Genomic DNA, 11,925 nt, shown 5'->3' with positions numbered 1-11,925 from the left:
CCTTCGCCGGGTCATGCTCGTTAGACGGGCATGACCCCCTCTCCCCAAACCTCCTTCCTGGCCGTCGCCCTGGCGGCCAGCGCGCTCGGTGCCGCCGTCCCCACGGCCGCCAGCGCTGCTGACGGATTCGCCGGCGTCACCGGCGGGCACCGTCTCATCACCTTCCACTCCGACACGATCCCGGCCATCAGCGAGGCGAGCGACATCGCTGGCCTGCCCGGCGGCGAGCGTCTGGTCGCACTCGACGCGATGCCGACGCCATCAGGCGCGCTGCTCGGCCTCGGCGTCACCGGCACGATCTACGGGATCGACGCGGCGCACGCCAAGGTGATCAACATCGCCGGCGGCTTCGGCGCCCGGCTGCTGCCCGGCACGCGCGCGGCCACGCTGAGCGTCGCGCCCGACGGCAAGACCGTCCGCGTGATCGCCAACGGGCGCGACAAGACGATCGACCTCACCACGCGCACCATCGTCAACGACGTCGCGGCGCCCTACGCCGACGTCGCAGCCGATCGGGGCGCCGATGGTGTCCTACGCGGCGTCGATCCGACCGCCGAGACGCTGGTCGCACTCGATGGCACGAACGCCAACGTCCTCGCCAAGCTCCCCGTGCCCACGCCCGGCGCAACCGCCGTGACGACCGCCGCCGACGGGGCCTCCTGGATCCTCACCGGCCTCCCGAACCGGCCCACGCAATCGCGCCTCCTGCGTTACAACCCAACCACCGGCAAGCTACGCCAGCAGTCCGATTTCCTCTTCACGCGCCTGAACGCGATCGCCGCCACCGGCACGGTCGCGGATGACACCAAGGCACCACAAGCCACCGTCCGCATCCCAACCCAATCCGTCAAAGACGCCCTGCGCCGCCGCGGCTTCCTGGCGATCGTCACCACCAACGAGCCCGGCCAGACCGTCATGTCGGCGCGTCTGGGCACGAAGTACCGCGGCTTCGGCTTCGCGACCGCGGAACGCAGCGGTGGCGAGCTGCGCGTGATCGCCAGCGAACGCCAGAGCTCGATCCGCAAGCTCGCCGGCAAGCGCCTCCGGCTCCACCTGGAGATCCACGACTGGGCCGGGAACACCAAGCGCATCGACCGCTACTTCACCCTGCGTCGTTAGAATCCACCCTGATGGCCGGTCATTCCAAGTGGGCAGGGATCAAGCACAAGAAGGCGATCGTCGACGCTCGCCGCGGAAAGCTCTTCACCAAGCTTGCCCGCGCGATCACCGTCGCCGCCAAGGAGGGCGGGGGTGACGTCGACGGCAACCCGTCGCTGGCCCTGGCCGTGCAGAAGGCCAAGGACGCCTCGATGCCCAAGGACAACATCGAGCGTGCGATCGCCAAGGGCACCGGCTCTGGCGCCGACGTCGACGCCCTCGAGAACGTCATGTACGAGGGCTACGGCCCCGGCGGCGTCGCGCTGCTGATCGAGGCCGTCACCGATAACCGAAACCGCACCGGCGCCGACGTCCGCCACCTGCTCTCCAAGGGTGGCGGGTCGCTCGGCGAGCCGGGCAGCGTGGCCTACAACTTCGATAAGAAGGGCGTTGTCGCGGTCCCCGGCGAGCGCTACACCGAGGACGACCTGATGGTCGCGATCGACGCCGGCGCCGAGGACATCGCGCTCGAGGACGACTTCTACGAGATCGTTACCGAGCCGTCCGACCTCACCGCGGTCCGCAAGGCGCTCGACGAGGCCAACATCGAGATTCAGAACGCCGAGGTCATCCAGCGGCCGAAGGCGCTCGTAGCGGTCGACGAGGAGACGGCGGCCAAGTTGTTGCGGTTGATCGACAACCTCGAGGACAACGACGACGTCGACGCGGTGCACGCGAACTTCGACGTCGACGCCGAGGTGCTCGAGCGGCTCATGGCCGCCTCGTAGCGCCCCGCGCGCCGCAAACGTAGGCCACCATGTTGCCCGCCGTCCTCCGCCAGGAGCGGCAGTTCCGGCTGCTGTTCTTCGGCCAGCTCCTGTCGGTCATCGGCGACCGCATGACGCAGGTCGTGCTGCCGTTCGCGGTCCTGTCGATCGGCGGCAGTGCGACGGACGTTGGGCTCGTGGCGGCAGCCGGGTTCCTGCCGTTCTTGCTCCTGGGGCTGATCGGCGGCGTGCTCGCCGACCGGATCGAGCGCAAGAAGATCCTGATCGCCTCCGACGCGGTGCGCCTGGCGACCCAGGCCGCCGCGGGCGCGCTGCTGGTGTCCGGCAGCGCCGAGATCTGGCACCTCGCGGCGCTGGCCGCGGTCTTCGGCGCGGCCGACTCGTTCTTCCAGCCGGCGTTCGTCGGGCTGATGCCGCAGACCGTCGGCGCCGCGCATCACCTACAACAAGCCAACGCGCTGCGCGGGATGTCGTACTCGGCCGGGTCGATCATCGGGCCGGTGATCGGCGCGTTGTTGGTGGCGTCGATCGGCGAGGGCGGCGCGCTGATCGTCGACGCTGGGACGTTCGGCGTCTCCGTCCTCTGCCTGCTGGCGCTACGGCCGCGCGTCGTGGAACGCGCCGCGCCCGAGCCGTTCTCCTCCGACTTGCGCGGCGGCTGGCGCGAGGTCCGGTCGCGCTCGTGGGTCTGGTCGGTGATGCTCGCGGTCGTCGTCTACCACGTGATCGTCCTGCCTTCGATCTGGGTGCTCGGGCCGGTGCTAATGGAGGACGAGCTCAACGGCGCGACGTCATGGGCGGTACTCGTGTCGGCGTTTGGCGCGGGGTCGATCGTCGCCGACATCGTGTTGTTGAAGTGGCGCCCGCGCTTTGCGCTGCGCGCGTCGATAATTGCCTTGATCTTCGCCTCCTGCCAGGCGGTGATCATCGGCTCCGGGCTGCCGATCGCGGCGATCGCGGCGGTGGAGTTCTGCGCGGCGATCGGCGTCAGCGCGTTCTTCACGCTCTGGGAGACGTCCTTGCAGGAGCACATCCCGGAGGCGTCGCTGTCGCGCGTGTCGTCCTATGACTACGTGGCGAGCGCAGGCGTGATGCCGGTGGGGACGATCCTCGCCGGACCGGTCGCCGAGGCGGTCGGGATCCACGAAACCCTCACGGCGATGAGCGTCATCGGCGTCGCCGCAGCGTTGTTGGTGTTGACGGTCCCGGCGGTCAGGAACCTGCCGCGAGCGACCGCGCTCGGTACAGCGGCACCGGATCCGGCAGCCCCTTGATCCGGCGCGCGCCCGCGCCGGACCAGCGGAACGCGTCGGGCGCCCGGTCGCGCACGTCGCGGGTGGCGAGCACCGAGCCGGCGCGGGCTATCGCGGTCACGCGCGACGCCAGGTTCACCGCGCGGCCGAAGACGTCGCCGCCGCGGGCGACCGCCGGGCCGTAGGCGAGGCCGACGCGCAGCTGCGGGAAGGCGGTGCGCGCGCCCTCGGCGTCGGAGGCGTCGACCAGCGCGAGCGCCGTCTCGACCAGCGCCGCGGGCTCGTCGGCGGTGAGCAGGACCGCGTCGCCGATCGTCTTGATCAGCCGTACCGGCGGCGCGATCACCTCGCGCGTGAGCGACTCCAGGCGCGTCGCGACGCCGCCGAGGTCCTCGGGCGCGATCTCCTCGCCCAGGCGCGTGAATCCGACCAGGTCGGCGAAGGCGATCGCCTGGTCGCGCGCGCCGGGCGGCCGGCCGGTGGCGCGCTCGGCGGCGCCGACCATCTCGCCCTGGACCATGTTGCGCAGGTGTTGGCTGAGCATCTGCAGGACCAGCGGACCGACGCGCGGCATGACTTCATGGACGGCCGCGGCGTAGCGCTGGGCCAGCTCCAGCTCGGTCGTCCCGGGCTCGAGGACGAGCTCCAGCATGACCGCGCGCATCGCCTCAGCGGCGGTCGAGAGGCCGCGGCCGAGCGCGCGCGAGGTGGCGACCATCTGCTCGTCGGTCAGGCCGAGCTCCACGAACCCCTGCGACGTGTGCGCGGCGGCGAGGTCGACGTCGGTCATCTCGACGGCGCCTGGATCTGGCAGCGGGAGGCCTTGGGCGCGGCGTAGCTGAAGCAAGAGGTCGAGGTCGACGTTGGACTGCTGTGAGATCTCGTCGTAGGTGTAGCGCGGCTCGCCGCCGACCTCGCGCTCGGCGGCCAGGAAGACGAGCAGGCCGCGGCGGTGGGCGCGGCGCAGCTGGTCGTCGGAGAAGCCCTCGGCCATCAGCCAGTCGAGCAGCGCGCGGCGCTCCGTGCGCGCGCCGTCGTCGCTCAGCCCCTCGAAGAACCCCTCCGCTGCGAAGTCCACGCCCGCAGCCTACGCTCTGGGGGTGTCCACCCGCCGCCGCCTGCCCGCCGCCGAGCGCCGAACGCTGATCCTCGCCGCCGCGCAGGAGGTCTTCGCGCAGAGCGGCTACCACGGGTCGTCACTCGACGACATCGCCAAGGCTTCGGGGACCTCCAAGGCGCTCATCTACGAGCACTTCGACTCTAAGCGGACGCTGCACGACGCGCTGTTGCGCGAGCACGCGTCCGAGCTGGGGCGCCGCTTTGCCGCCAACGCCGCGTCCGGGGTCGTGGGGGAGGAGCGCCTGCGCGCGGGGATCGACGTCTTCTTCGAGTGGGTCGGCGAGCGCCACGAGGCCTGGCGCGCGCTGTTCCGCGACGCCGCGGACCCGGAGCTGCGGCCGCTGATCGACCGCTTGCAGTCCCAGGCCACCCAGGCGATCGTGCCTTTGGTCCCGCCCGGCGGAAGCGACCAGGACGTCGAGATGTACGCCTCGCTCATCTCCGGCGCTTGCCAGGCGCTCGCCAACTGGTGGGGCGACCACCCAGACGTCGCGCGGGCGGAGCTGACCGCGCGGGTCATGGACGTGGTGTGGACGGGGATGTCGAGGCTGGAGGGGTAGCGGCAGGTTCGCCCGCCCGTCCGGCGGCCCGCCCCCGAAGGGGTGGGCCGCCGGTGGGGATCAGATCTAAGGCAACTGTTCGCGAACGGTGCTCACGCAGTGCGCACGATGTGCGGGCCGCCGGGGCTAGTGAACGTGTACGTCGTCTCGGACAGGTGTGCGAGGTCGTTCGAACCGAGCAGCAGGCAGTTGGAACCAGTGGTTCGCAGCGTCGACGTAGTAGTGAGAGTCAACGTATCCAGGGTCGGCGAGACGTTCTTCCTGTAGATCGCGTGCGTAGAGCCTTCGATGTGGCAGAGCTTCAGCCCATTAGAAGAAAGAGTCACACCGCAAGTGAGATCCAGGGTTCCAGTCGTCACCGCAGTCACTATGGGCTGCGTCGTTGCAGTCAGGTTGTATCCGCAGGTGAGCTCCGTGCTCTGCCCTGCGAGGAGGCAACCGGAGACAGTGAGCGTGCCCGTGACGTTGTAAACCGGGCTGACGATCGAACCGGTGGGGTACGTCCCCGTGGCAGTCGAGCTCGGACACACGAAATTGCCGCCAGTAGAAGACAACGTCACGGCACCTGCCGTGGCGTGAAACACGCCGGGGCCGGTGACGTCCCACGTCACCGCGCTGGCCGTCCCGGCCATGGCGCCGACGAGCGCCGCCACCGACGTCACCAGGACGACGAGGCGAGAGATCCTGCTCATGTTGATCACCTGATCTTGATATGAGAGTCGCGGTGCGAACTCCGCACCGCAGGTCAGCGGGCGCGCCGTGGCGCTAGGACCCTCGCTACGAGGCCAAATTGATCGAGCACCATCATCAATCGATCAACTTCGCCGCTCGCACGCCCTTCCGCCGACGGGTCCGGCAGCTTGCGAGCTAGGAACGATCACACCGCAGACCCCTACCGTCAGCCAGAGCCAGAACGACAGGTCCTGCCACCCGGCATTCAGGTCGGCTCGACCGAACGCCGTTTCTCTGATACTCGGCGCCTAGACAGATTCCACCGGGGCACCAGGCCACGAGTGGCACCGGTGCCCGGGCAACTCACGCTTTATGCGCTGAGTGTCGCTCACTGGCCAACTGGCAGGACGCGGCTCCAGGATCACCCTTCATCCTGCCCCCCTGGCATCTTCAAACAGCAGTGGCAGTGATCTACGCCGCGGTCCGCGCCGCGTAGTCGACCGGCGTGCGGTCGACCAAGTAGCCGACGAGCGCCGCGACGACGCGTGGGTCGAACTGGGTGCCGGACTTGGCCTCCAGCTCGGCGATCGCGTCCGCCTGCGACATCGCCTCGCGGTAGGGCCGCTCGGAGGTCATGGCGTCGAAGGCGTCGCAGGCCAGGACGATGCGGGAGCCGAGCGGGATCTCGTCGCCGCGCAGGCCGTCCGGGTAGCCGGAGCCGTCGAAGTTCTCGTGGCCGTGGCGGACCATCCGCGCGACCGGGCCGAGGCCGGGGACCGCGCGCAGGATGCGCTCGCCGATGACGGAGTGCTCGCGCATGACGGACCACTCCTCGTCGTTGAGCGCGCCGGGCTTGCTGAGGATCGAGTCCGGGATCGCGACCTTGCCGATGTCGTGCAGCAGCGCGGCGGCCGCGATGCGCTCGACGTCCTCGCCGTCGAGGTTCAGGCGACGGGCGACGGCGCCGGCCAGCGCCACGACCTGCTCGGCGTGCTCGCCGGTGCCGCGGTCGCGCTCTGACAACGCCAGCGCCAGCGCGCCGATCGCCCCACGCGACGGCTCCACGCTCGGCTGGCGGCCTGGGGCGCCCACGCGCCCGCCGCCGGCGATCCGCGCGCGCTCCAGGATCGCGGACGCGTCGGCCATCAGGCCGTCGAGCTGGCCGGTGCCGCCGTCGACGGCGATCCCGGCGCTGACGGTCACGGGCCCGGTCTGCTCGAGGATCGCGACGAGCCGCTCGGCGACTCCGCGCGCGCCCGCGAGGTTCGCGCCCGGCATGACCACGGCGAGCTCGTCGGCGCCGGTGCGGCCGAGGACGTCGCCGCCGCGCACCAGCTCACGCAGGCGGCTCGCCACGGCGGCGAGCGCCTCATCGCCGGCCTTGGCCCCGCGCCGGCCGTTCAACGCCTTGAAGCCATCGATGTCGACCAGCACGAGGGCAGCCGGCTCGCCGCGGCGCTGCGACCCCCGCAGCGCCGCGGCGGCGGCCTCCCGGAAGGCATCCAGCGTCAGGACGCCGGCGCGGCGGTCCTTGCGCAGATAGTCGTTGCGCTCGGCTTCGAGGGCGGCGATGCGCGCGTGCGTGGTGCGCAGCTCATCGCGGAGGCGGCGGCTTTCCGTGAACATCTTGCGACCAGGTTTCGGCGCGCGCGGGGAGGGGCTCGTGCGCAGCGTCACGAACGTGGACGCGTGATCGACCGCATGCGAACGCGGGTTCGTATGCAGGACGTCCGATGCATCCCGTTGAATGCAGTCTCCGTGACCGTCCTCGGCATCGATCCCGGCCTCGCGAACACCGGCTACGGCGTGGTCGCGCGGCGTGGCATGCGCTTCGTGGCGCGTGATGGTGGTGTTATCACCACGCGTGCGGGTGTTGCCCTGGAAACGCGTCTCGCAGAGATCTTCGAGCAGGTCGACGCGCTGCTGGTCGAGCACGAGCCGGAGGCCGTGGCGCTGGAGGACCTGTTCTTCGGCGCCAACGCGCGGAGCGCGTTCGCGGTCGGTCAGGCGCGCGGGGTCGTGATGCTCGCGGCGGGGCGGCGCGGGATTCCGTGCTCGTCCTACACGCCGCAGCAGGTCAAGCAGGCGGTGTGCGGCACCGGCCGCGCGGCGAAGGAGCAGGTGGCGCACATGGTCTGCACGATGCTCGGCCTCCCGGTCGACCAGAAGCTTCCCGACCACGCGACGGACGCGCTGGCCGTTGGCGTATGCCATGCCAACCACGCGCCGCTCGCGGCGGTGATGGCTCGATGATCGCGCTGGTCGCCGGCAAGGTGCACGTGCGCCGCCCGGACCACGTCGTGATCGAGACGGCGTCAGGCGTCGGCTACCGCCTGGCGGTCTCGGCGGAGACGCTGCGCCACGTGCCGGCCGCGGGCGAGTCGGTCTCGTTGCTGACGCACTTGGTCGTCCGCGAGGACGCGCTGTCGCTCTACGGCTTTGCGACCGAGGAGGAGCGCGACCTGTTCTTGTTGTTGATCGGCGTGCAGGGCGTGGGGCCGAAGATGGCCGTCGCGGTCCTCAGCGGCGGCGCGCCGCGCGAGTTGGTGGCCTCGGTCGCCGCGGGCGACGTCAAGCGGCTCACCGCGGTCCCGGGCATCGGCAAGCGCACCGCCGAGCGGATCATCGTGGAGCTGCGCGAGAAGGTCGGCGCGCTGGACGCCGTGCCGGTCGTGGGGGACGGGGGAGAGATCACGGTCCGCCGCGCCGACGACCCGCGCACGCTGGCGCGCGACGGCCTGGTCGAGTTGGGGTTCTCGCTCGAGGAGGCCGAGGCGCTGCTGGCCGAGGCGGTCGGCGACACGCCTGAAGATCTCCTACAACAAGCTCTCCGGGCGGCGCGGGCATGAGCGGGCTGCGGATTCAGACGCCCGACGAGGCCTTCGAGGACGACACCGAGCTCGACCGCTCGCTGCGCCCGCGGCGGCTCGACGACTTCGTAGGCCAAGAGGGCCTGAAGGACCAGCTGAGCGTGTCCATCGCCGCCGCCAAGCTCCGCGGCGAGGCGCTGGACCACGTCCTGCTCGCGGGCCCGCCCGGCCTGGGGAAGACCTCGCTGGCGCAGATCCTGGCCTCCGAGCTGGAGGTCCCGTTCGTCCAGACCGCCGGCCCCGCGCTGGAGCGCAAGGCCGACATCGCCGCGTTCCTCGGCGCGCTCGAGCCGCGCTCGATCTTCTTCGTGGACGAGATCCACCGTCTCAGCCGCGCGTTGGAGGAGACCTTCTATCCCGCAATGGAAGATCGGAAGCTGCCGATCACCGTCGGCCAGGGCGCGGGCGCGCGCGTGATGGACGTCCCGCTGCCGCCGTTCACGCTCGTCGGCGCCACCACGCGCGCCGGGCTGCTTACGACGCCGCTGCGCGACCGCTTCGGGATACAGCACCGCCTGGAGCCTTACGCCGGCCCCGAGCTGGCCGCGATCATCCACCGGTCCGCGCACATCCTCGGCTGCGCGATCGACGAGGGCGGCGCCTCTGCCATCGCCCGCCGCTCCCGCGGCACGCCGCGCGTCGCCAACCGCCTGCTCAAGCGCGTTCGCGACTACGCCGACGTCCGCGCCGCCGGCGTCGTCGACTCCGCCTCCGCCGACGCCGCCCTGGAGATGCTCGGCATCGACGACCTCGGCCTCGACCCGCTCGACCGCGAGCTCCTCTCCGCGATCTGCACCAAGTTCGACGGCGGCCCCGTCGGCCTCTCCACGCTCGCGATCACGGTCTCCGAAGAGTCCGACACCATCGAGGACGTCTACGAGCCCTACCTGCTCCAGTGCGGCTTCATCAAGCGCACACCCCGCGGCCGCGTCGCGACCTCCCGCGCCTACGCCCACCTCGGCCTCGCCGCGCCGCCCGAGCGCGACCAAGGGCTGTTCTAGCCACCTCAGTGCCGCCACGCCGGCCGGGCGCGTGCCACCGCATAACCCGCGACGACCGCCACCGCCAGCGCGACCCCAACGACCACCGCGGCCACCGCCACCGCAACGCCCGGCCGCGCGGTGATCACCACCGGGAAGTCCGTGGCCTCCGCGAGGCCCTTCGTCGCCAACACCTGCCCGAGCACCCCGAACAGCGCCCCCAGCGCCGCGCCTGCGCCGAGCAGGACGCCGGTCTCGATCAGCAGCGTGCGCCACATCAGGCCGGTCGTTGGCCCATGTGACTTCAGGCCGGCGACGTGTGAGCGGTGCTGGCGCAGCAGCGCGGCCACGGTCGCGCCCGTCGCCAGCAGCCCGGCCAGCAGCGTCAGGAGCGCGATCTGCCGCACCCGTGTCAGCCCGGCGTGTGCGGCTGACCGCTGTCGATCGGCGCGTGCCTGCGCGGTCTCGACCCGTAGCGGCGTGCCACGCTCGACCGCGCTCGTCACCTGCCGCCGACCGTCCGCATCGCTGACCCCCGCGGCCAAGACCGTCCGGTAGCCCGTGACCGCATCGCTGGTCCACGCGCGTCGGAAGTCGTCCGCGCCGATCACGACCGACCCCGACGGCCATCCGAGGTTCGTCGTCGTCGCGGCGACCCGCAGGCGCACCGGCCGCGGCGCTGGCAGCACGAACGTGTCCCCGACGCCCACGCCGAGCGCCCGCGCCAGGCCGGCCGACAGCGTCGCCCAGCCGCCGCCGCGGATCCGCGCGGTCACGTCACCCGCATCTCCCGAGACGACCTCGTCGGCCAGCACCGCCGAATCGGTGTCGCCGACGCCCACGCCGACCACCCACGCCCGGCGCCTCGCCACGTCCAGGAGCGCGCTCCGATACGCCGACACCCGCGCCACGCCCGGCTGCGCCGCGATGGCCGCAGCGGTACTGCCGGGCGAGAACGGCGTCGTCCCCAGCATGCTCCCGGAGCCCGGGGGCGCCACCCAGATCCCGGCCGGCGCGGTGAGCGCCGTCGTCCGGTCCAGGCCCGCCTCCAGACCTTGCTCGGTACCGCGCAGCGCGGTCGCGGCGAAGACCGTCACCGCCGCGGTCAGCGCGACCGCCAGCGCGCCCGCCCGCCAGCGCCGGATCTTCAGGTACTGCACCGCCAACTCGACTGCGTTGGACGGCCGACCCAGACCGCGGTTAGCCGCTTCGAACGCCCCAACCGCGCCCGCCAGCCCCACCGGCACCACCAGCACCAACGCGAGCGCAAGCAGGACGAGGCCAGCGACCACCGCACCGCCTGGCGCGGCGACCAGGACGACGATCGCACTCGCAAGGCACGCCACACCCAGCCAGGACATGACCACGACGCGCCGCCGTCGCCGGTCGCCGCCCCGCAGCAGCGCCACCAGAACCCCGATCGCCGCCGCCCCGAGCCCCGAGCCCACCGCCAGCGCGACGCTCTCCCACGTCACCACCCGCCGATCCGTCACCGGGAACGCGTCCATCAGGACGCCCGCCTCTGAGATTGCCCCCGATCCCGCACGCGAGAGCGCCTCCCCGAGCGCTAGCCCGAGCGCCGTCCCCACGACCCCGACCGCCAGCGCGTCGACGACCAACGTCGCCACCCGCGCCGCTGGCCGCACGCCCTGCATCCGCTGGTGGCGGACCAGCGCGCGCCGGTCGCCGGCCGCCACCAGCAGCGCGCACGCCGCGAACAGGCCTCCGGCCAGCGCGGCCAGGACGCCGAAGGCCCGCGTCATCCGCTCTGCCGGCCGCGTCGCGGTCGCGTACATCCGGCTTTCGTGGTCGGCCGGGACGATTTCAACGTTTGTCCCCGCCACGAGCCGCCTCAGCCCCGCCTGTGCCTCGGCGAGCCGGCCCGGTTGCGCCTCGACGAGCATCCGGCTCACCTCGCGCCCGGTGCGCGCCAAGCGCTGTAGGTAGCGCAGCGGGACCATCACGATCGCGGTGTCGACCAGCGCGCCGATCTGCTCGCGCCCGGCGACGATCGCCGGCAGCGTCAGCGTGCGACCCGACAGCTGCACGCGCGCGTCGTCCCCGAACCGGACGCCGATCGCGCGGGCGACCGGCGAGGTCAGCACCAGCGCCTCCTGCCGCACCATCTCGTTGCCGGTGAAGCCGTCCAGCAGGCTCCCGTTCAACCGCACGCTGCGCGGATCGGCGCCGAAGAACATCAGCCCCTGCTCACCGCGCCGCCCGATCACGTTGCCCGGCACCTGCAGGACCGGCGCGACGCGCCGCACGCCCGGCAGCGCCACGATGCGGGCGTAGAAGTCCTCGGGCATCCGCGTCCCGCCGCGCGCGATCAGCTGCAGCTGGCTGTCGCCGACGAGACCGTCGCTGAGCGCCCGGACCGACTCCGAGGGCAACGTCGAGGCGACGCTCGCTGTGTAAACGAGCGCGACGCCCGCGGCGACGGCCAGCGCCGCCATCAGCTCGCCGGCCCAGCGCCGGCGCAGCCGAACGAGGTAGAGCATGACCACGCTGCCGACGCGTGGCCGGCCCGGGGCGAGCGGCTCCAGGCCGGTGATCGACAAGCGGCGAGCATAACCCGGGCGGCG

At 71.9% G+C, this 11,925-nt stretch carries 11 protein-coding genes; 7 read left to right on the top strand and 4 right to left on the bottom strand.

Translation table 11 applies throughout. From position 1 onward, the window contains the following. Nucleotides 1-30: 30 nt before the first annotated feature. Genes ACT01A_RS02255 through ACT01A_RS02245 form a run of 3 tightly spaced genes read left to right on the top strand, consistent with a single transcriptional unit; the run spans nucleotide 31 to nucleotide 3,160 of the window. Nucleotides 31-1,119 (top strand): DUF4394 domain-containing protein, encoded by a 1,089-nt coding sequence (locus ACT01A_RS02255; protein ID WP_445150617.1) that lies wholly within the window; start codon nucleotides 31-33, stop codon nucleotides 1,117-1,119. A gap of 11 nt (nucleotides 1,120-1,130) precedes the next feature. Next, nucleotides 1,131-1,886 carry a YebC/PmpR family DNA-binding transcriptional regulator gene (locus ACT01A_RS02250; RefSeq protein ID WP_445150616.1) on the top strand — a complete coding sequence of 252 codons (756 nt, stop codon included), beginning with the start codon at nucleotides 1,131-1,133 and terminating at the stop codon, nucleotides 1,884-1,886. Between the two features lie 29 nt (nucleotides 1,887-1,915). Beyond that, a complete protein-coding gene (locus ACT01A_RS02245) occupies nucleotides 1,916-3,160 on the top strand; it encodes an MFS transporter (protein WP_445150615.1) in 1,245 nt (414 codons plus the stop codon). Here ACT01A_RS02245 and ACT01A_RS02240 read toward each other — a convergent pair. Next, complete coding sequence (locus ACT01A_RS02240; RefSeq protein ID WP_445150614.1) at nucleotides 3,099-4,217, bottom strand: adenylate cyclase regulatory domain-containing protein; 1,119 nt, start codon at nucleotides 4,215-4,217, stop codon at nucleotides 3,099-3,101. The genes ACT01A_RS02245 and ACT01A_RS02240 overlap by 62 nt on opposite strands. Before the next feature lie 22 nt (nucleotides 4,218-4,239). Here ACT01A_RS02240 and ACT01A_RS02235 point away from each other — a divergent pair, with 22 nt between their 5' ends. Beyond that, on the top strand, nucleotides 4,240-4,818 hold the full coding sequence (locus ACT01A_RS02235) for a TetR/AcrR family transcriptional regulator (protein ID WP_445150613.1): 579 nt from the start codon (nucleotides 4,240-4,242) through the stop codon (nucleotides 4,816-4,818). Nucleotides 4,819-4,910: 92 nt separating this feature from the next. On the opposite strand, the gene ACT01A_RS02230 is transcribed toward ACT01A_RS02235, so the two are convergent. Both ACT01A_RS02230 and ACT01A_RS02225 read right to left on the bottom strand, forming a co-directional pair. Then, on the bottom strand, nucleotides 4,911-5,510 hold the full coding sequence (locus ACT01A_RS02230; RefSeq protein ID WP_445150612.1) for a hypothetical protein: 600 nt from the start codon (nucleotides 5,508-5,510) through the stop codon (nucleotides 4,911-4,913). A 451-nt stretch (nucleotides 5,511-5,961) separates the two neighbouring features. Further along, nucleotides 5,962-7,116, bottom strand: coding sequence for a diguanylate cyclase (locus ACT01A_RS02225; protein WP_445150611.1), 1,155 nt, complete (start codon nucleotides 7,114-7,116; stop codon nucleotides 5,962-5,964). Nucleotides 7,117-7,179: 63 nt separating this feature from the next. Here ACT01A_RS02225 and ruvC point away from each other — a divergent pair, with 63 nt between their 5' ends. Genes ruvC through ruvB form a run of 3 tightly spaced genes read left to right on the top strand, consistent with a single transcriptional unit; the run spans nucleotide 7,180 to nucleotide 9,361 of the window. Then, nucleotides 7,180-7,743, top strand: coding sequence for a crossover junction endodeoxyribonuclease RuvC (gene ruvC, locus ACT01A_RS02220; RefSeq protein WP_445150610.1), 564 nt, complete (start codon nucleotides 7,180-7,182; stop codon nucleotides 7,741-7,743). Next, nucleotides 7,740-8,339, top strand: a complete 600-nt coding sequence (ruvA, locus tag ACT01A_RS02215; protein ID WP_445150609.1) for a Holliday junction branch migration protein RuvA — start codon at nucleotides 7,740-7,742, stop codon at nucleotides 8,337-8,339. Before ruvC ends, ruvA begins: the two co-directional genes overlap by 4 nt. After that, nucleotides 8,336-9,361 (top strand): Holliday junction branch migration DNA helicase RuvB, encoded by a 1,026-nt coding sequence (gene ruvB, locus ACT01A_RS02210; protein WP_445150608.1) that lies wholly within the window; start codon nucleotides 8,336-8,338, stop codon nucleotides 9,359-9,361. Before ruvA ends, ruvB begins: the two co-directional genes overlap by 4 nt. 5 nt (nucleotides 9,362-9,366) lie before the next feature. On the opposite strand, the gene ACT01A_RS02205 is transcribed toward ruvB, so the two are convergent. Then, complete coding sequence (locus ACT01A_RS02205; RefSeq protein WP_445150607.1) at nucleotides 9,367-11,901, bottom strand: ABC transporter permease; 2,535 nt, start codon at nucleotides 11,899-11,901, stop codon at nucleotides 9,367-9,369. Between the last annotated feature and the right edge of the window lie 24 nt (nucleotides 11,902-11,925).

The sequence above is a fragment of the Baekduia sp. Peel2402 genome (genome assembly GCF_052567285.1).
This window is presented reverse-complemented; position numbering and strand designations above follow the sequence as displayed.